We start from the raw sequence: 20,397 nt of genomic DNA on the forward strand, positions 1-20,397 counted from the left end.
GGCTTATGTCTGCCTATCGAAATCGGATTATTACCATCGCAAACCAAAAGGGCGGAGTTGGTAAAACGACGACCGCGATCAATCTCGCGACTGCCCTAGCTGCGATCGGCGAAAAGGTCTTGATTATTGATCTTGATCCTCAAGGAAATGCCAGCACTGGGCTTGGTGTGTCCCGCCAAAGCCGCAAGATATCATCTTATGATGTGCTGATCGGAACGAGCGGTATTGCCGATGCGGTCCAGGAGACTGCTGTTCCCAATCTGCATGTCGTTCCATCCACGATGGATATGCTTGGCGTCGAAATGGAGATTGGTCAGGCTTCCGATCGCGTGTTCAGGCTGCGTCGCGCCCTGGTTTCGACCAAGGCGCATGAATACAGCTATATTCTGGTCGATTGCCCACCCAGTTTCAATCTCTTGACCATGAATGCCATGGCCGCTGCGCATTCGGTACTCGTTCCGCTTCAATGTGAGTTTTTTGCCTTGGAGGGTTTGAGCCAACTTCTTGAAACTATTCAGCAAATTCGATCGACTGTAAATCCCCAGCTGGATATTCAGGGTATCGTTCTCACAATGTATGATGCGCGCAATAATCTGGCGCAGCAGGTTGTCAATGACGTGCGTGAGCACCTCGGTGACAAGGTTTATCAGACGCTTATTCCACGCAATGTGCGTGTTTCAGAGGCACCGTCTTACGGGAAGCCCGCTATTCTTTATGATCTCAAATGCGCTGGCAGTCAGGCGTATTTGCAGTTAGCCTCTGAGGTCATCCAGCGCGAGCGCCAGCGTTTAGCGGCATAACGTTTCGAACCCGATACAAACGGAGCTTAATTATGGAAGAAGACCAGTCAAAACGGCGTTTGGGCCGAGGCCTGGCTGCGTTGATCGGTGAGATGGACCAGCCGATACCGCTCGGCGGCGAGCAGCGTACGGCGGTGAGTGCGGACAGAAACGTTCCGATCGAATATGTTGTGCGCAATCCTCGCAACCCCCGCAGGAGCTTTAACGAGGAGGAACTGCAGGATCTTGCAACCTCCGTTCGTCAGCATGGCATCGTACAGCCGGTTGTAGTGCGGAGCATTGAAGGCGGACATTTTGAGATCATCGCTGGCGAGCGGCGATGGCGCGCGGCTCAGTTGGCGGGTTTCACCGAGATTCCGGTTATTATTCGGGATGTTGATGATCGCACCGCTCTGGAATTGGCTATTGTCGAAAATGTCCAACGCTCCGATCTTAATCCGGTTGAAGAAGCGTTGGGTTACGAGCAGCTGATTGCAGAACACGGCTACACCCAAAACGATCTTGGTGACATCATTGGCAAGAGCCGCAGCCATGTTGCAAACAGTTTGCGCTTGTTGAAGCTGCCAGAACCGGTTCGTGATATGCTTTCTTCCGGCGCGTTGTCTGCCGGCCACGCCCGGGCGCTGATTCCGACATCAAATCCTGTCGCATTGGCAAATACGATTGTATCAAAGGGGCTTTCTGTTCGTGATACGGAGCGCCTTGCACAGAATGACATCCGTTCACAGGAAAATCCGGATGGGTCGGCGGCAAAGCCCAAGCAATCAAAAGACGCAGATACGCTTGCGCTGGAGAAAACACTGTCTGACAGCCTGGGTCTCGATGTTTCGGTGATCCACAAACAAAATGGCGGACAGGTTCGAATCGCCTATAAGACTCTAGAACAACTGGAGGAAATATGCCGGTTGCTGGAGCGTCGTTAGGTCGCTGATTTTGCTAACATTTTGCATCACAAATTTGTTGGCAGTGTAGTTATTTAGCCGGCGTAATAGTGTTATCGACGCGCGTTCAGTCGCGCGGATTGCAGCGTGATCGATAACAGGAGTTGCAAGGCAACGCTTTCTTCAATGCTGGCATTTTGCCGCGACTGGAGGATGCAACTCTGCAGTCGCTCCAGTTCACGTTTAACGCTGGCTGCCGGCCAGGTCGAGAGGGCGCGCTCGATGATCGGGCGCTTTTTGAAGTGAAGGCCCCGTGCATATTTGGCAAGGGCCGCAGGCGGGGCCATATGCCCTTCATCCATTTCTGCTCGAATGCTGTCGATCATCTGGAACTGCCGCAGGACGCCTTGAAGTACGAGGAAGATCGGCGTCTTCGACGCACTGATTTTGCGGACTGCGTGGAGAAGGCCCGATTTGTCACCGCTGAGCACGGCGTTGACGGCATCATCAACCGAAAGACCGCTGGCATCGCCGATAATGGCGGTTACATGATGTTCTTCAATCACGTCTTCGTTCAGGCAATAGAGCGCCAGTTTTTCTATTTCGTTGCGGCTTGCCTTGCGATCCCCTCCCAATTGGGAGAGCAGGATAGACCGCGCTGCTGATGAGATACGCAGCTGAAATTGCTGCAATATTTCGTCGAGGAGTGTGTTGAGCGCCTTTGTGTCGTCGGCATAGCAAGGAACGGATGTAATATTCCTTTGGGTCGCTGCGAGTTTTCTGAGTGCGGCGTTTTTCTTAAGGTCAGCCGCCTCAATGATGATCCACGTGGAATTAGGAAGATCTTCGCAGAGGATGTTCAGCCCGTCCAGGAGCTGCTTTTCGTTGGCGGCACCCTTGATCCAGATAAGTTTCTCTCCGCCGAAAAGTCCGATGGAATTTGCCTCGTCGACCAATCGTCCCGTGTCCGAGGTCAGGTCGTTGGCCGTCAGGTGAACAACGGCGAAAGGGTCGTCCAGCGGCACGCCAGTTCGCGTCGCGGATTTCTGCGCACGTTCCGATACGAGGCCGAGGTCCGGTCCAAAGAAGAGAAGAATGCGCGGCAGCGACGCGGAGCTTGCAAGCAGACGGTCAAAATCGTGCGACTTCAGCTCCGTCATTGGCCCTGTCGTGACAGCATGATCGCAACGTCAGAGCGTATGAACTGCGCCAATTCACGGCTTGCCCGCATTTTGGCGTCTCGAAGCGCTCTCACGCGGGCAAAATCCTGGTCCAGGTCATCGATCAGCGCCGTCACCTCTTTCCTGCCCTTTCCGATCACCTTCTGATCAGACAAGCGCTCCAACGTATAGGTTCCGGTGACAGTCATTCTGCCGGCGATATTGGTCCCCAGCGAGGCATCGTAAACGACCTCACTTGCGCCTGAACCGACCTGCAGATTCAATTTGTAGACCGGAACAGCCGGTTGTGATGCGCCGCCATAGAAGAGGAATATCAATTCATTCCGCACGGCCTGCTGATCTGGATTGTTTTCCACCTGTGAAATGGAGACAGATGCAAGTTCAGCGTTGGTTGTGGTGTCCAAAAGCGGTCGCACCTGGCAGGCGGCAAGGCCTGTCAAAAGCGCCATGAAGACAGCGATTTTCTTTGCCGCAGAAAGGACTGTTCCGTTAAACCACAACATTCACAATCCTCTTTGGTACGACCACGATTTTCTTCGGCTGCTGTCCGTCCAGTGCATTTTGCACAAAATCCAGGGCAAGCACAGCAGCCTCAACTTCATTCTGATGGGCGTCGCGTGCGATTGTCAATTCTCCACGTTTCTTGCCGTTGATTTGAACCGGCAACGTGATTTCGCTCTCCACAACCAGCGCCGTGTCGAATTGGGGCCATGCGGCTTTGGCCACAAGGCCTCCTGTACCGATAAGGTTCCAGCATTCTTCGGCCAGATGTGGCATAATAGGCGCGATAATCTGAACCAGAATGCAGGAAGCGTCGCGAACGGCTGCCACATAGGCTTCATCTGCCTTGCCCTCTGCGACCTTGGTCAAAGGTGCTGCGAGCGCATTCAACAGTTCGTAGATACGCGCCACGGCCTTGTTGAAGGCGAGTTTGTCGAAGTCTTCGCCGACAGCCTTCAGCGTTTTGTGGGCGGCTTGCGAGACCGCGAGCGCTTCGCCCTCAGACGCCGGATTGGCAGCGATTTCGCTCAAGTGGGGAGCTGCCTCCCCGATTAGCCGCCAAAGCCGCTGCACGAAGCGGTGTGAGCCCTCCACGCCCGATTCAGTCCAGATAACATCGCGATCTGGCGGCGAGTCCGACAGAACGAAGAAGCGCGCAGTGTCAGAGCCGTAGGATGCCAGAATGTCATCAGGATCGACGACATTCTTCTTCGATTTCGACATCTTCTCGATGGAGCCGATCGTCACCTCTTCATTGGAGCTGAGCAGGAAAGCGCGGCGCGTGCCATCGTTTTCTTCAATTCGAATATCGGCAGGGGCGATCCATTGGCCATTCATGCCGCTGCCGAGGCGATAGGTTTCGTGAACCACCATGCCCTGGGTAAACAGGCCTTTGAACGGCTCTTTCAGGTTCACATGGCCGGTTTCCTTCATCGCCCGCGTAAAGAAGCGGGAGTAAAGAAGATGCAAAATGGCGTGTTCAATGCCGCCGATATACTGGTCGACGGGCAGCCAGCCATTGGCTGCTTCCGGTTCTGTGGGCGCATCCGCCCATGGTGCGGTAAAGCGGGCAAAATACCAACTGGAATCGACGAATGTGTCCATCGTGTCGGTTTCACGTAAAGCGTTCTTTCCACAATGCGGGCAGGACACCTGGCGCCACGTGGGATGGCGATCCAGCGGATTGCCCGGCTTATCGAACGTTACGTCATCTGGCAACTGAACCGGCAAATCCTGTTTCGGGACCGGAACAATACCGCAATCCTCGCAATGAATCACCGGAATCGGGCAGCCCCAATAGCGCTGGCGTGAGATGCCCCAATCGCGCAGGCGGTAATTGACCTTGCGCTCAGCGCGCGGACTGCCGTTGAACATCTCGGCTTCCAGGCGTGATGCAATTTCCTCAAACGCTGCTTCTGTGGTCATGCCGTTCAGGAAGCGTGAATTGATCATCACGCCATCGTCGGTGAAGGCTTCGTCGCCGATCTCGAATGTGGATGCATCGGCATCAGCCGGCATCACAACGGGGGTCACCGGCAACCCGTATTTGCGGGCGAAATCGAGGTCGCGCTGGTCCCCTGCCGGGCAGCCGAAAATGGCGCCAGTGCCGTAGTCCATCAATACGAAATTGGCGACATAGACCGGCAGTTCCCAATCAGGGTCCAGCGGGTGGCGCACCTTAATACCGGTGTCCATGCCCTTCTTTTCAGCCGTTTCGAGTGCGGCCAGCGAGGTGCCGGTCTTGCGGCACTCGTCGGCGAAGGCTGCAACTTCGGGGTTGGACTGCGCGATATGAAGCGCCAACGGATGATCAGCGGCAATTGCGAGGAACGATGCGCCAAACAGTGTGTCGGGACGTGTCGTGTAGACCGTCACTTCCTTGAATTCACCAGCGGCGGCATCGCTGACCACTTCCCAGCGCAGGGTCAAACCTTCCGATCGGCCGATCCAGTTCTTCTGCATCAATCGAACCTTCTCAGGCCACTGATCCAGCGTATCGAGCGACTCCAGAAGATCCTGCGCAAAATCTGTAATCTTGAAGAACCACTGCGTCAGTTCACGCTGTTCGACCAGCGCGCCCGAGCGCCATCCCCTGCCCTCAATCACCTGTTCATTCGCCAAAACGGTCTGATCGACCGGGTCCCAATTGACCTTTGATTTCTTGCGGTAAATCAGGCCTTTTTCCAGGAAGTCGAGGAAAAGATGTTGCTGGCGGTGGTAGTATTCGACATCGCAGGTTGCGAATTCGCGCGACCAATCCAGCGAAAGGCCCAGCGACTTCAGCTGCTTGCGCATTGTCGCAATGTTTTCGTAGGTCCAGGCCTTGGGATGGGTCTTGTTCTGCATGGCAGCGTTTTCAGCCGGCATACCGAATGCGTCCCAACCCATCGGGTGGAGAACGTTGAACCCGCGGGCGCGCTTGTAGCGCGCTACCACGTCACCCATCGCGTAGTTGCGAACATGGCCCATGTGAATGCGGCCCGACGGATAGGGAAACATCTCGAGGACATAGTATTTGTCGCGCGGATCGTTGTTGTCCGTCGTGAATATATCGGCCTCGTTCCATTTCGCCTGCCAGCGGGGTTCCACTTCACGTGGATTATAGCGTTCGACTGCCATGAGTTTTCTTATTCCGGATTTGAAGCATTCTGAAAATAGGCCAGACCTTCACCACGAAATGCCCATATCGTCAAGGTTTGCGGGTCAAATGCTTGGACTTTTGGATGCATGGCGCGTAAACAGTGCGAAATCGTGTTTGAGGATGGATATTCATGACGTTACAGGCGCGTCTTGCCGAGGTTTTGCAAACGATTGACAAGGTGGCTGCGAAGTCCGGGCGCCGCCAGGGCGATGTTCAACTCGTGGCCGTTTCAAAGACCTTCGATGCGGAGCAGATCCGCCCTGCCCTGGAGGCTGGGCAGCGGGTTTTCGGTGAAAACCGTGTGCAGGAATCGCAGGCCAAGTGGCCGGAGCTGAAGGCGGCTTACGACGGGGTTGAATTGCATCTCATTGGACCGCTGCAGTCGAACAAGGCAGAAGACGCGGTGGCGCTGTTTGACGTCATTGAAACGGTAGACCGTGAAAAGATTGCGCGCGCGCTGGCCAAGGAAATTGCGCGACAGGAGCGTAAGCCTCGCCTTTATGTCCAGGTTAACACCGGTTTGGAACCACAAAAGGCGGGAATCGCGCCTGATGATACAGTGGCTTTCGTGAATTTCTGCCGCGATGAGCTTTCGCTCGATATCGAGGGCCTGATGTGTATTCCACCGGCGGACGAAAATCCTGGGCCGCATTTTGCCCTTCTTAGCAAGCTGGCGAAGCAGGCGGGGCTTGAAAAGCTTTCCATGGGCATGTCCAGCGATTATGAAACGGCGATCGAATTTGGCGCGACCAGTGTGCGTGTCGGATCAGCGATTTTCGGCCACCGCTGAGACACATCACTAAGACAGATTGTCGCGTAATCCTTTTGTCGGGGTTCCCTCACATATATCGCTGTTAGTATCTTTCTCCTGAGGAAGCCGTTTGGCTGTGACTTTAGGGAGGTAGAGATGGGGGCTGGAGCATACGGGCGGGTTTATGACGCCTGGAAACAAGACCCTGAGGGGTTCTGGCGTCAGGAAGCTGAAAAGCTTCACTGGTTTGAAAAGCCGAAGACAATCTTTGATGTGGGCCTTGGAACTTATGGGCGCTGGTTTCCCGACGCTGTCACCAACACCTGTTACAATTGTCTGGACCGACACGTGGACGCTGGGCGTGGTGATCAGACAGCGATTGTTTACGAAAGCCCGATCACGGGCAAGGCCGCGACATTCAGCTATTCGAAAGTCTTGGAAGAGGTAAATGCGGTTGCGGCTGTTATCCGCTCGCTCGGCGTGGAGAAGGGTGACCGGGTCATCATCTATATGCCGATGATACCGGAAGCGACGTTCGCCATGCTGGCGTGCGCGCGGCTGGGTGCCGTTCATTCAGTGGTGTTTGGCGGGTTTGCGGCACATGAATTGGCAACGCGCATCGACGACTGCCAGGCGAAACTCGTCATTTCCGCCAGTTGTGGCGTGGAACCGGGGCGTATTGTTCCCTACAAGCCGCTGCTGGATGAAGCTATCCGTCAGGCAAAGCACAAACCGGCGCATTGCCTCGTGCTGGAGCGTGATGAGCATCCCTATGATCTGATCGACAAACGGGATGTTGATTTTGCCGATGCCGTGTCAAAGCATCGTGGCGAAAGCGTTGATTGTGTTCCCGTTCAGGCAACCGATCCACTTTACATCCTCTATACGTCCGGCACGACTGGCAGCCCAAAGGGCGTCGTGCGCGACAATGGCGGTCATATGGTGGCGCTCAACTGGAGCATGGAGAATATCTATGGCGTAAAGCCCGGCGAAGCATTCTGGGCGGCGTCTGATATCGGCTGGGTGGTCGGCCATTCCTACATCGTTTATGGCCCGCTTCTTTCCGGCAACACGACCATTCTTTTTGAAGGTAAGCCGGTGGGCACGCCTGATGCGGGAACATTCTGGCGGGTGATCCAGAAATATAGCGTTGCAGCCCTCTTCACGGCGCCAACGGCATTCCGCGCCATTCGAAAAGAGGATTCCACGGGCGAGTTCATCAAACAAATACCGATGCCGTCGCTCAGAACCTTGTTTCTGGCAGGCGAGCGGGCTGATCCCGATACGATCAAATGGGCTGAGGAGATGCTCGGTATTCCCGTGATTGACCATTGGTGGCAAACGGAAACGGGCTGGACGATTGCCGGTAACCCTGTCGGCGTCGAGATATTGCCGGTCAAATACGGTTCACCGACGGTGGTTATGCCGGGTTATGACGTTCAGGTGCTGGACGATGCGGGCCATCCGGTTTCCAGAGGCACATTGGGCAATATCGTCGTAAAACTACCTTTGCCGCCCGGTGCGCTTCCCACGTTCTGGAATGCAGATCAGCGTTTTCGCGACGCCTGCCTTTCGGAATTTCCCGGTTATTACAAGACCGCTGATGCCGGCTATATTGACGAAGACGGCTATCTCTTCATCATGGCGCGCACAGACGACATCATCAATGTTGCCGGTCACCGCCTTTCGACGGGCGCGATGGAAGAGGTGTGCGCCAGCCACCCCGATGTCGCAGAATGTGCTGTCATCGGTATTGCAGATCCTCTGAAAGGCCAGTCGCCCTTCGGTTTTCTGGTGTTGAACAGCAGCACCAGAAAATCGGCTGAAGAGGTTGAACGTGAAGTGGTGAAGCTTGTGCGTGATGAAATCGGCCCGGTTGCTGCGTTCAAGCAGGCCATTTGCGTAAAACGTTTGCCCAAGACGCGTTCGGGAAAGATCCTGCGCGGCACAATGCAGAAGATCGCCGATTGTGAGCCGTGGAAAATGCCGGCCACCATTGATGATCCGGCTATTCTCGAAGAGATCGCTGAGGCGCTTCGTGAGCGTGGCCATGCAGGGGCGGCGGCCTGATTGTGGGAATCAAAAAGGGCGGCTCTGGGCCGCCCTTGATCTCTAAAGCGTGAATACCGTTATGTTAATTGTCGTCCTCGTCATCCTGACGGGTGGACTTCATCGATTTCAGCTTTGCAAAAACGGCGTCTGCATCGATTTCCGGCTCTTCATCGCCGCTTGAGCCGAAGGGCATGTTTTCTGTCAGCGACGCGGGCTGCAGCGTGTCGCCCATTTCGGCTTCGGTCGGCAGCGGACGGTTCTTGGCGGCCTTTTCCACTTCCATGTCCAGGTCAATCTGTGTGCAAAGACCGAGCGTTACCGGGTCCATCGCCGTCAGATTGGCGGAATTCCAGTGCGTGCGCTCGCGGATTTGCTGGATGGTGGACTTCGTGGTGCCGACCAGACGTGAAATCTGCGCATCCTTCAGTTCCGGATGGTTGCGCACCAGCCAGAGAATGGCATTCGGGCGGTCCTGGCGCTTGGAAACCGGCGTGTAACGCGGACCACGGCGCTTGGATTCGGGAACGCGCACCTTCGGTTCGGAAAGCTTCAGCTTATGGTTCGGGTCATTCTCGGCCTTGGCGATTTCTTCGCGGGAAAGCTGACCGGTTGAAATCGGGTCGAGACCCTTGATGCCTTGTGCACTTTCACCATCGGCGATGGCCTTCACTTCCAGCGGGTGCAGTTTGCAGAACTGGGCAATCTGGTCAAAGGACAGGGCGGTGTTATCCACCAGCCATACAGCTGTCGCTTTCGGCATAAGAAGTTGTTGTGCCATAGATAAATTCCTCTTGTCCGTCCGCGCCGGGGCCGCGGGCAGTGGGTGACCACTTAGTTTTCCGGGAAAATCGGACGCTGTATAACCGCACTGACGCAGAAATGCAATTGTTTGGTCCCGATAATGACCAAAGTTGCATTGAAGAAGGCCATATTGCTGAATAAAACAATGGGAAGAGTTCGGGCGTTCGCGCTCGCGGAGGAATTAAGCGGAGGATTTCATGTCACAGCGTTACCCAGTTTTGAAGGCTGCCAAGAAGCGCGCCCTGATCGACGACGAGACCTACAGGAAGTGGTACAAGCAGAGCGTCAAGGACCCGGAGGAATTCTGGGGCAAGCACGGCAAGCGTATCGATTGGTTCAAGCCCTATACGAAGGTGAAAAATACCTCCTTTGACGGCAAGGTTTCGATCAAGTGGTATGAAGACGGCGTTACCAACGTTTCCTACAACTGCATCGACCGGCATCTGAAGAAGCGCGGCGACCAGGTAGCCATCATCTGGGAAGGCGACAACCCCTATGATGACAAGAAAATCACCTATAATGAGCTTTATGATCAGGTCTGCCGGCTTGCGAATGTGCTGAAGAGCCGCGGTGTCAAGAAGGGCGACCGCGTCACGATCTACATGCCGATGATCCCGGAAGCAGCCTATGCCATGCTGGCCTGCGCCCGCATCGGTGCGATCCATTCGATCGTTTTCGGTGGGTTTTCGCCAGATGCGCTGGCTGGCCGCATTGTTGACTGCGATTCGAAATTCGTCATCACAGCAGATGAAGGCTTGCGCGGCGGCAAGACCATTCCGCTGAAGCACAATACTGACCTGGCGATTGAAATCGCTGCGCGGCAGGACGTGAATGTGGATTGCGTTCTCGTCGTTCGCCGCACGGGCGGCAAGACGGAATGGTTCGACAAGCGCGATATCTGGTATCATGAAGCCATTCGCGAGGCGAAGCCGGATTGCCCGCCGGCCAAGATGAAGGCGGAAGATCCGTTGTTCATCCTTTACACATCCGGTTCGACCGGCAAGCCGAAGGGTGTGCTTCACACCACCGGCGGATATCTCGTCTATGCCTCGATGACTCACGAATACGTTTTCGATTATCATGACGGGGATATCTATTGGTGCACGGCCGATGTCGGCTGGGTCACCGGCCACTCCTATATTGTCTATGGACCGCTCGCCAACGGCGCGACAACACTGATGTTTGAGGGCGTGCCGAACTATCCCGATGCAGGCCGCTTCTGGGAGGTGGTGGACAAGCACAAGGTCAATATTTTCTACACGGCGCCGACAGCCATCCGCGCACTGATGGGCGCCGGCGACAGTTTCGTAAAGAAATATTCGCGCTCCACGTTGCGAACGATGGGTTCGGTTGGTGAGCCGATCAACCCGGAAGCCTGGGAATGGTACTACAACGTTGTCGGCGAAAAGAACTGCCCGATCGTTGACACCTGGTGGCAGACCGAAACGGGTGGTATTCTGATCACGCCGCTGCCGGGCGCAACGGACCTGAAGCCGGGTTCAGCAACACGGCCGTTCTTCGGCATCCAGCCGCAGCTTGTCGACAATGAAGGTGCGGTTCTGGACGGTGCCACGGATGGCAATCTCTGCATCATCGACTCCTGGCCGGGGCAGATGCGTACCGTCTATGGCGACCACGAGCGCTTTGTCCAGACGTATTTTTCCACCTACAAGGGCAAGTACTTCACCGGCGACGGCTGCCGCCGGGATGAGGATGGCTATTACTGGATTACCGGTCGCGTCGATGACGTTATCAATGTTTCCGGACACCGTATGGGCACCGCCGAGGTCGAATCTGCGCTGGTGTCGCATGATGCGGTCTCAGAGGCAGCCGTTGTTGGCTATCCACATGACGTCAAGGGGCAGGGCATCTATTGCTATGTCACGCTGATGGCAGGTCAGGAAGGGTCTGATCAGCTGCGCAAGGATCTCGTTACGCATGTTCGCAAGGAAATCGGACCGATTGCCTCGCCGGACAAGATCCAGTTCGCGCCGGGCCTTCCGAAAACCCGTTCCGGCAAGATCATGCGCCGGATTCTGCGCAAGATTGCGGAAGACGATTTCGGTTCACTGGGGGATACATCGACACTGGCCGATCCAGGCGTTGTCGATGATCTGATTGCCAACCGGCAAAACAAAAAGGGCTGATCCCCTTCAACGACAATCAGGAGAAACCCGGTATTTCGCCGGGTTTTTCTAACACCCAATGCTATTTCGAATTTCGTTTACCTGTTTGAGTGAATGGCAGATATTTTCGCAGGGAATGCCATCGCCATCGCCGTCCGCTCTGGAATAGCCATTGCACCAGAGAATAACGGCTTCTTCACAGGACGCGACCTGTTTGCAGGTTATGCGCGCCTCTTCCCAGCCTGTTTTTCTCAGCTCGGTTGCCTCTGCAGCCGTTGCCGCCAAGACTATAAAAACAGTGATTATTTGCCGGATTCCAAGCATGAAACGTCTCCCCCTTGCAGAATTTTACGCCGGGGCGTTCATGTCAAGCAACCGAGCGCAACCTACAGCATTTCCAGCTGAAGCGCCCTAGGGACATTTCGCTTTCGCCCGCTTGCCGCCTTCATAGGGCTGCACGAAGCCGGCCTTGAGCATTTCACGTGAAGCATCCGTTCCATCTTCGAGCCGGAGATCGGCAAGAATGCGCCCGAAATATTTGCCGCCGGAGATGTTGATCAGTTTGACGGACGTGCGCTCATTCAAGAGGTCCGCAAGCTTTTGTTTTGCGGCGAGCCCGCGCGCTTTTTCCGCTTCACAGCGGGAATGAATTTCCGGTGCGTCAATGCCTCTCAACCGCACTTTCACAGTGACGCTTTGCTGTGGCCAGGGAAAGGCATTGACTTCAACCGTGTCGCCATCAAGCACGCGTACAATCTCGGCATTCACCGGCCCATCGACCCACATCTGCGCCGATCGCAATTTTTCAGCGATGGCACCCTCTGGGCAAACGAGACCTAAAGAAAAAGCCAGAATCAATATATTCCTCATGGAATAGGAATATATTCGCATGCCGCTCGGCAATCAATAGGAATAAAAGCGGATCAGAAGTCGATTGCGCGGCCCTTGATCTCCCAGTCGCCATAACGGGCAGGATCTTCGCCGCCGCGACCGCCGATTTCCTTGGCGCGTTCGACCTTTTCAGCGTTTTTGCGGCGTTCTTCGGCTTCGGCCAAGGCCCGCTCGGCTGCAGGAGAAAGGACCTTTTTCGGCTGAGCTTCGGCTGTTTCGGCCCGCTTTTCTTGGTTCTCGTTGCTTTGCATCGTCCTGCCTCGGCTTATTGAACTTAGGTCATTCAATTACCATCATATAATCATCAAACCGGGTATGGAACCCGCAGGTGATCGAGGATTGTTGAATGAACACGTTGCGCACGGCAATGCTTCTGGCTTTCATGACCGCGCTTTTCATGGGCGTGGGCTATTTGATTGGCGGGCAGGGCGGCATGCTGATCGCCTTGGTGATCGCGGCTGGCACGAACCTGTTTTCCTGGTGGAATTCAGGCGATATGGTGCTCAGAATGCATCACGCCCGCGAGGTGGATGCGCAATCCGCGCCTGAATATTATGGTATTGTGCGCGATCTCGCTAAAAACGCGAACTTGCCGATGCCCCGCGTTTTTATCCTCAATTCCGACCAACCGAACGCGTTTGCAACGGGCCGCAATCCCGAAAACGCGGCTGTTGCGGCCTCCGTGGGTCTTCTAAACCGGCTTTCCTATGAAGAAGTGGCGGCTGTGATGGCGCATGAGCTTGCCCATGTGCAGCATCGCGACACGCTGACGATGACGATTACCGCGACGCTGGCCGGTGCCATTTCGATGCTTGGAAATTTCGCCTTCTTTTTCGGCGGGCGGCGTGATTCCAACAATCCTCTGGGCTTTGTCGGCGTGCTTGTGGCGATGATTGTGGCACCGCTGGCCGCCATGCTGGTGCAAATGGCCATCAGCCGGACCCGCGAATATGAGGCTGACCGTCGCGGCGCGGAAATATGCGGCAAGCCGATGGCGCTTGCCTCTGCACTGCGCAAAATCGAGAATTATGCCCGGGGCATTCCCAATATGGATGCCGAGCAGAACCCGGCGACTGCGCATATGTTCATCATCAATCCCCTCTCTGGCGAGAAGATGGACAACCTGTTTTCGACACACCCTGATACGGCAAACCGTATTGCGGCGCTGGAGAAAATGGCGGCTTATGAACCGCAAGCCTCGACTGAACCGGTCAAGCCTGTTAAGGCGACGCGCACGACTCGCTCGGTTCCCAACATCAAGTGGGGACGTGGCGACAGCTAAAAGCTCAGCAGCTGCGGGGACCGGTTTTGCCGATTGAAGCGCGCGAGAGCAAAGCCCAGGAACCCCGGCATTGAAACCATCGGTTAAGAAGACGCCCCCCAAAGCGGGATCAGGTCAAACACATGCAAAGGCAGGCTTGGCTTCCAGACAGGCCGCGGCCAAGATCTTGGCCGCTGTCATCGATCGCAAGGTTTCGCTTGATGGAATGCTGGATCAGGAAAACGGTAATCCGGCCTATAGGGCCTTGAATGATGCCGACAAGGCGCTGGTGCGGGCGGCTCTGAACTCGGCGCTGCGCCATCTGCCGCGCATCGATGCAATTTTTGCCGAACTCCTGAAATCCCCGCTGCCCGAAGGCGCACGAGCCCTGCAAATGGTTCTTTACGTCGCCGCGGCGCAGATTCTTTATCTGGATATTCCGGACCATTCCGCCGTCGATCTGGCCGTCGAACAGGCCAACCTTGACCCGCGAAACCGCCGGTTTGCAGGGCTGGTGAACGCTGTTTTGCGCCGACTTGGCCGGGAAAAAGAAGAGCTGCTTGCAAAAGTGAGCCAGCTTCCGTCGCTCCCGCAATGGTTTTTTGAAAGGCTGGTGGAGGTCTATGGGGCGGAAACGGCAAGTGAAATCGCCGAAGCTCAACTGAGCCCGGCGGCTGTCGATCTGACGGTAAAATCCGATCCCGAAGGTTGGGCGCAGCGTCTCGGCGGAAAGGTTCTGCCAACGGGGAGCGTTCGTCTCTCTCGCTATCAGGGTGCGATACCTGATCTTGACGGATATACCGATGGCGCGTGGTGGGTGCAGGATGCGGCGGCCTCCATTCCAGCCCAGCTCTTCGGCGATATTGCCGGCAGCCACGTCGTTGATCTTTGTGCTGCACCTGGTGGCAAAACGGCCCAGCTGATTGCCCGCGGGGCGTCTGTGACAGCGCTTGATCAATCCGCCAATCGGCTCAAGCGGCTCGGCAGCAATCTTGCGCGGCTGGGCATGGAGGCGGTGCTTGTCGAGGCGAATGCCGCCAGTTTCAAGCCCGATGCGCTTTTCGATGCGGCGCTGCTTGATGCTCCCTGCTCGTCCACCGGCACCGTGCGACGTCATCCCGATGTACCCTGGACCAAGACCATGGCTGATGTGGAGAAACTCGCGCGGGTTCAGGAGGGCCTTCTTCTCAATGCGCTTGATGTGGTTCGCCCCGGCGGATTCGTGATCTTCTCAAACTGCTCACTCGACCCGCTTGAAGGTGAGTTCATGGTGCGACGCGTCTTGAAGAAGCGGGCTGATGCACGTCTTGTGGCCATTGATCAGGCCGTCTTGCCGGGACTTTCCGAAGCCTTCACCGCGGATGGCGAAATACGCACAACTCCTGCCATGTTGAGGGATGAATCTGCTAGCGCCAGTGGCATGGACGGGTTCTACGCGGCTAAACTTCAACGCATTTGATGAAGAAATTTGCATTTGAATCAAAATAACACTGGTTTTCTCAGTGATTGGATGATTCTTGCGCATTGACTTTGACTTTGACCACCATACCAATAGCGCGGGACGGGAGTTGAATAGCCTGGAATGAATATTTCCGAGGGCAGACAGCAGATTGGCCTTTATATAAGGGAGGCTCACCGGCGGTTCTTGATGGGCTTCGCCCTCGGCCGCGTGGTTATGCCTGTGTCTTTCGGTCGTCTTCCCGATCGCCTTATTGTCGCGCCCACCGATCTCAGGTCCGGCGATAGTTTTGTAGCCGATGAGATGCTGGAGGGACGCTTTCTTCTGGCCGGGCGCATGTTTGAAACCGGTGGCGTCTCTCCGTTCGACCTTGAACTTCCATCGGTGGAGTTTGCCAATCGGCTGCATTCCTTCGGCTGGTTGCGCAATTGCCGGGCTGCGGGTGGCGATGCGCATTGCGCGCGTGCCCGCTCTATCCTGTCGGATTGGATTGCCATTTGTGGCCGGGAAACCAGCACAATTGCCTGGGAGCCGGATAATGCCTCGCGACGGCTTATTGCCTGGCTTTCGCATTCCACAATCGTGCTGCGCGGCGCCGATCTGAAGTTCTATCGACGGCTATTGAAAAGCATCGCTTTTCACATTCGGTTTCTTCGGGCAATTGCGCCCTATGTCGCTGATAGCGAGGCGCGGTTGCGCTGCCGTATCGCGCTCGCGATGGCCAGCCTGGCGCTTCCGGCCTCCGATGCGACGATCAAGCGAGCTGGTCGCGACCTTGATCGCGAGCTGGAGCGGCAGATCTGCGCAGACGGTGGGCATGTCTCGCGTAACCCTCAGGTTCTTCTGGAGCTTCTCCTCGACCTCCTTCCTTTGCGCCAAACTTATATCAATCTCGGCCATCCTGTGCCGCAGGTGCTGATGCCGACAATCGATCGCATGTTCCCGGCCTTACGCTTCTTCCGCCATCAGGGTGGAGAATTGGCGCTTTTTAACGGGGCATCTGCTTCCCTTGCCAATGAGCTTGCCTCGGTTCTGCGCTATGACGAAACCGGCGGTGCGCCATTCAAGGCGCTGCCCTATATGGGCTATCAGCGGCTTGCTGTCGGCCAGACCGTGGTGATCGTCGATACTGGCCAGCCGCTCAGCGAGCAAGACAGCCGCAAAGCGCATGCGGGATGTCTGTCATTCGAGATGTCGTCCGGCAATCACCGGTTCGTCGTCAATTCCGGGTCTCCGCGATTTGCAGGGCAAAATTACCGGCAATTGGCCCGCGCCACAGCGGCACACTCCACCGTGACATTGGATGATACATCCAGCATGCATTTCTCGAAGTCCGAATATCTTGGCGCAATCGTGGATGGCGGCCTGACGAAGGTCGATGTGCAGCGGCTGGGAGAGGGCTCCGGCGCCGAAGGCATCGCTGCCCGTCATAACGGCTATTGGGAGAGCACGGGTCTCATCGTCGAGCGCGACATTCAGGTCAATTCCGGTGGTAATATCATCCGCGGGCGTGATCGTCTTGTTGGAGGCGACGGCAACGATCCGCTGTCCACCAACGCGGCGCAGGCGGTTGCTCGCTTTCATATTCATCCAGCAATTGCCATCGAACAAAGCGGCCGCAACGAAGTGCGCCTGCGTGCGCCTGACGGCGAAACCTGGATGCTGTCCTGTATCGATGCGCCCATCCATGTCGAGGAAAGCGTGTTTTTTGCCGACCCGTCCGGAATTCGCCTCTCTCACCAACTGGAAATCGCCTTCAGCGCGGCTGGGCTTCCTGAAATCCAGTGGGTCTTTTCAAAAAATCACTGAATGTCCCGATATGCGGCGTTTTGGGTCTCTCGAATGGTTCCACCTTCAAGGGAACTGTGCTACGGCGCGCGTGAATTGATCAGGCAATCTCCTTGCCGTCCCTCTCATTCAAATTTGTCAGAGGAAGTCCCGATATGGCAGTCGTTTCCAAGAAAATTCCCGCTCCCGAAAGCGTTCGGCTGAAAACAGCTTTGCTTTCGGTCTCCGACAAAACGGGCATCATAGATCTCGCCAAGGCGCTGGACGCGCATGGTGTTGCGCTCGTTTCCACTGGAGGGACCAAGAAGGCGATAGCCGAGGCTGGTCTCCCGGTTCGCGATGTTTCTGAACTCACGGGCTTCCCGGAAATCATGGACGGGCGCGTCAAGACGCTGCATCCGGGCGTCCATGGTGGTCTTCTGGCCATTCGCGACGACGAAGAGCACAAGGCTGCAATGGAAGAGCACAAGATTGCCAAAATCGATCTGGCGGTGATCAATCTTTATCCGTTTGAAGAGGTTCGCTCCACAGGCGGCGACTATCCCACGACCGTCGAAAACATCGATATCGGCGGCCCGGCGATGATCCGCGCTTCGGCCAAGAACCATGCCTATGTGACCGTGATTACCGACCCTTCCGACTATGCGCCGCTGCTGGATGAGCTGGAAAAGGGCGATGGCGCGACGAGCTACCGGTTTCGTCAGGAAATGGCAGCGCGTGCTTACGCAAGAACAGCAGCCTATGATGCAGCCATCTCCAACTGGTTTGCCGACGAACTGGGCCTTGGCATGATGAAGCACCGGGCAATCGGCGGTGTTCTTCGCGAAGAGATGCGCTATGGCGAAAATCCTCATCAGGCTGCAGGCTTTTACATCACCGGCGAAAACCGCCCAGGCGTTGCAACCGCAAAGCTGCTGCAAGGCAAGCAGCTTTCCTACAACAATATCAACGACACGGATGCAGCCTACGAACTCGTTGCCGAGTTTCCGCCGGAAAAGGGCCCGGCCTGCGCAATCATCAAGCACGCCAACCCTTGCGGCATCGCGACTGGCCCCAGCCTTGTTGAAGCCTACAAGCGGGCGCTTGCCTGCGACTCGACTTCAGCATTCGGTGGCATTATCGCGCTCAATCAGACGCTTGATGCGGCGACGGCAGAAGAGATCGTCAAGCTGTTTACCGAAGTCATCATCGCGCCTGATGTTACCGATGACGCCAAGGCCGTGATCGCGGCGAAGAAAAACCTGCGTCTGCTCGTCGCCGGAAGCCTCCCGGACCCCATGGCGCCGGGGATCACCGCAAAGACGGTTTCGGGTGGTCTCCTGGTCCAGGCGCGCGACAATGGCAATGTCGACGAGCTCGATCTCAAGGTGGTGACGAAACGCCAGCCGACGGACAAGGAGCTGGAAGACATGAAATTCGCCTTCCGTGTGGCCAAACACGTGAAGTCCAATGCGGTCGTCTATGCCAAGGACGGCCAGACGGCTGGAATCGGTGCCGGGCAGATGAGCCGCGTCGATTCCGCCCGCATCGCGGCAATCAAGGCGGAAGAAGCGGCAAAGGCGATGGGCTGGCCCGAACCGATGACCAAGGGCTCGGCAGTGGCTTCAGAAGCCTTCCTGCCGTTCCCGGACGCATTGATCTCGATGATTTCGGCAGGCGCAACGTCGCTCATACAGCCCGGCGGCTCGCTCAATGATGCAGCTGTGATTGAAGCGGCAGACGAGGCGGGCATTGCCATGGTGTTTACGGGAATGCGCCATTTCCGGCACTGAGTGAACTCTTGTCTGAGATAGAAAACCCGGCTTCTGGCCGGGTTTTTTGGTGAATCCTGTCAAGAGTGATTCACGTGAAACCACATCTATTTTGATTCTTTCTCCGGGAGCGCCGGGTAAGCATTGCCCCAAAGAAGTACCAAACCCGCGACAAAGAACAGGCTGATTGTTGCCATGCCCCAATAGGCCGATCCGGAAATTGCGGTTGCGATCGAGAAGGCCGCGGTTGCCATGAATGAGGTAATGCGCCCCGTCAGCGCATAGATCCCGAAATAGCGACCGGCCTCTTCCGGCTCGATGCTGCGGGACAAATAAGAACGCGAAGAGGCCTGAATAGGGCCGAAAGCCAAGCCGGTGAAGAGGCTGAAGAAAATGTAGAGTTTTTCTGCGGCTGTGCCGAAAAGCCCGCCTTGATCGACCGTGGAAAGCTGGACGAGCCCGAAAAGAGCTGCATCATGGCTGGTGGAGACAATGCCGACCGACGAAATAAGAAGCGCAAAGAGGGAGAGTATGATTGTTCGCTTCGAGCCGAAGATGCTGTCGACATAGCCGGCGACGATACAGCTGGGAATGGCCACAAGGTTGAGAATGATCCCATAAATGCCAATCTCCATCGTGACCCAGCCGAATAGGCCGGCGGCAAAAGCACCGCCCAGCACCAGAAGCCCGTTGACGCCATCCTGATAGATCATGCGGGCGATCAGGAAGCGCAGGAGCGATTTTCGTTGCCGCAATTGTTTGAGCGTGTTGCCCAGTTCTGCGAACCCCTGCCTGACTGCCGGCACCAGTGCCTGTCCCGCTGAGCGCGCATCTGGCGTGAACAGGAACATCGGCAAGACGAATATCACATACCATACGGCTGAAAGCGGACCCACGACACGGGCGTCGTCGCCCGTTGCCGGATCTAAGCCGAAAAGCGCAGGAATTCCGAGGATTGTTTTGCCGGAGTCTGGGCTTGCCGCGAGAAGCGCCACAACGCCAATCAGCACAATCATGCCGCCGGTGTAGCCAAGTCCCCAGGCAATATTGGAAATTTTCCCCACCTTGTCCTTGGAGACCAGGGTCGGCATCATGGAATCGTTGAAAACCGTCGAAAACTCAACGGATACCGTCACCATAACCATCAGGAGAAAAGGATAGAGCGGATTGGACCCTGGAACCGCGTACCAGAGCAGGCTGAGGCCGATCACCAGAAAGATGCTGAAAAAACCGATCCATGGCTTCTTACGGCCCGTTGCATCCGCGATGGATCCGAGGATGGGTGAGAATACAGCGATCATGATGCCCGCCAGTGTTGCCATATTCGACCACATGGTCTGCGCAGCAACCGGATCGTCCGTTAGCCGGGAAACGAAATAGGGGCCGAAGATGAATGTTGTGACGACTGTGAACGTGGGCTGGGCTGCCCAGTCGAACATCATCCAGCCAAAAATACCCCGGCGCGTAACCGGGGTCGTGTCTTTCACAGATTCGGATTGTACCGCTTCCACCT

Annotated in this window: 17 protein-coding genes; 9 read left to right on the top strand and 8 right to left on the bottom strand. The window is 56.1% G+C overall.

From position 1 onward, the window contains the following. Positions 1-5: 5 nt before the first annotated feature. Positions 6-800, top strand: a complete 795-nt coding sequence (locus tag NHF56_RS17470) for a ParA family protein (protein ID WP_252806936.1) — start codon at positions 6-8, stop codon at positions 798-800. A gap of 32 nt (positions 801-832) precedes the next feature. Further along, positions 833-1,723, top strand: a complete 891-nt coding sequence (locus NHF56_RS17475) for a ParB/RepB/Spo0J family partition protein (protein ID WP_252806938.1) — start codon at positions 833-835, stop codon at positions 1,721-1,723. A gap of 71 nt (positions 1,724-1,794) precedes the next feature. On the opposite strand, the gene holA is transcribed toward NHF56_RS17475, so the two are convergent. The 3 genes from holA to leuS are packed head-to-tail and all read right to left on the bottom strand — an operon-like array spanning position 1,795 to position 5,982. Then, positions 1,795-2,841, bottom strand: coding sequence for a DNA polymerase III subunit delta (holA, locus tag NHF56_RS17480; protein ID WP_252806940.1), 1,047 nt, complete (start codon positions 2,839-2,841; stop codon positions 1,795-1,797). Continuing rightward, positions 2,838-3,365 carry an LPS assembly lipoprotein LptE gene (gene lptE / locus NHF56_RS17485; RefSeq protein WP_252806942.1) on the bottom strand — a complete coding sequence of 176 codons (528 nt, stop codon included), beginning with the start codon at positions 3,363-3,365 and terminating at the stop codon, positions 2,838-2,840. The genes holA and lptE overlap by 4 nt, the downstream gene beginning before the upstream one ends. Next, complete coding sequence (gene leuS / locus NHF56_RS17490; protein WP_252806944.1) at positions 3,352-5,982, bottom strand: leucine--tRNA ligase; 2,631 nt, start codon at positions 5,980-5,982, stop codon at positions 3,352-3,354. Before leuS ends, lptE begins: the two co-directional genes overlap by 14 nt. Before the next feature lie 152 nt (positions 5,983-6,134). Between leuS and NHF56_RS17495 the strand changes: the two genes are divergently transcribed. Further along, positions 6,135-6,794 (top strand): YggS family pyridoxal phosphate-dependent enzyme, encoded by a 660-nt coding sequence (locus NHF56_RS17495; RefSeq protein ID WP_252806946.1) that lies wholly within the window; start codon positions 6,135-6,137, stop codon positions 6,792-6,794. 117 nt (positions 6,795-6,911) lie between these two features. Continuing rightward, on the top strand, positions 6,912-8,825 hold the full coding sequence (locus tag NHF56_RS17500) for a propionyl-CoA synthetase (protein WP_252806948.1): 1,914 nt from the start codon (positions 6,912-6,914) through the stop codon (positions 8,823-8,825). A 64-nt stretch (positions 8,826-8,889) separates the two neighbouring features. On the opposite strand, the gene NHF56_RS17505 is transcribed toward NHF56_RS17500, so the two are convergent. Further along, on the bottom strand, positions 8,890-9,585 hold the full coding sequence (locus NHF56_RS17505) for a DUF1013 domain-containing protein (RefSeq protein WP_252806950.1): 696 nt from the start codon (positions 9,583-9,585) through the stop codon (positions 8,890-8,892). Between the two features lie 220 nt (positions 9,586-9,805). Between NHF56_RS17505 and acs the strand changes: the two genes are divergently transcribed. Beyond that, complete coding sequence (gene acs / locus NHF56_RS17510) at positions 9,806-11,755, top strand: acetate--CoA ligase (protein WP_252806953.1); 1,950 nt, start codon at positions 9,806-9,808, stop codon at positions 11,753-11,755. A gap of 48 nt (positions 11,756-11,803) precedes the next feature. Here acs and NHF56_RS17515 read toward each other — a convergent pair whose 3' ends face one another. The 3 genes from NHF56_RS17515 to NHF56_RS17525 form a co-directional block, all read right to left on the bottom strand. Beyond that, positions 11,804-12,058 (bottom strand): excalibur calcium-binding domain-containing protein, encoded by a 255-nt coding sequence (locus NHF56_RS17515; protein WP_252806955.1) that lies wholly within the window; start codon positions 12,056-12,058, stop codon positions 11,804-11,806. Between the two features lie 87 nt (positions 12,059-12,145). After that, positions 12,146-12,604 (bottom strand): thermonuclease family protein, encoded by a 459-nt coding sequence (locus NHF56_RS17520; RefSeq protein ID WP_252806957.1) that lies wholly within the window; start codon positions 12,602-12,604, stop codon positions 12,146-12,148. Between the two features lie 53 nt (positions 12,605-12,657). After that, positions 12,658-12,876: a DUF1674 domain-containing protein gene (locus NHF56_RS17525; RefSeq protein ID WP_252806958.1), complete on the bottom strand. Its 219-nt coding sequence runs from the start codon at positions 12,874-12,876 to the stop codon at positions 12,658-12,660. A gap of 95 nt (positions 12,877-12,971) precedes the next feature. Between NHF56_RS17525 and htpX the strand changes: the two genes are divergently transcribed. From htpX to purH, 4 genes are all read left to right on the top strand, one after another. Next, positions 12,972-13,907, top strand: a complete 936-nt coding sequence (gene htpX, locus NHF56_RS17530; protein ID WP_252806960.1) for a zinc metalloprotease HtpX — start codon at positions 12,972-12,974, stop codon at positions 13,905-13,907. Positions 13,908-13,977: 70 nt separating this feature from the next. After that, positions 13,978-15,345 (top strand): RsmB/NOP family class I SAM-dependent RNA methyltransferase, encoded by a 1,368-nt coding sequence (locus tag NHF56_RS17535; protein WP_252806961.1) that lies wholly within the window; start codon positions 13,978-13,980, stop codon positions 15,343-15,345. Between the two features lie 123 nt (positions 15,346-15,468). Beyond that, positions 15,469-17,154 carry a heparinase II/III family protein gene (locus tag NHF56_RS17540; RefSeq protein ID WP_252806962.1) on the top strand — a complete coding sequence of 562 codons (1,686 nt, stop codon included), beginning with the start codon at positions 15,469-15,471 and terminating at the stop codon, positions 17,152-17,154. 134 nt (positions 17,155-17,288) lie between these two features. Beyond that, positions 17,289-18,905, top strand: coding sequence for a bifunctional phosphoribosylaminoimidazolecarboxamide formyltransferase/IMP cyclohydrolase (gene purH, locus NHF56_RS17545; protein ID WP_252806964.1), 1,617 nt, complete (start codon positions 17,289-17,291; stop codon positions 18,903-18,905). An 86-nt stretch (positions 18,906-18,991) separates the two neighbouring features. On the opposite strand, the gene NHF56_RS17550 is transcribed toward purH, so the two are convergent. After that, positions 18,992-20,326 (bottom strand): MFS transporter, encoded by a 1,335-nt coding sequence (locus NHF56_RS17550; RefSeq protein ID WP_252807341.1) that lies wholly within the window; start codon positions 20,324-20,326, stop codon positions 18,992-18,994. Positions 20,327-20,397: the final 71 nt, after the last annotated feature.

The sequence above is a fragment of the Rhizobium sp. L1K21 genome, assembly GCF_024055895.1.
Taxonomy (GTDB): domain Bacteria; phylum Pseudomonadota; class Alphaproteobacteria; order Rhizobiales; family Rhizobiaceae; genus Ensifer_A.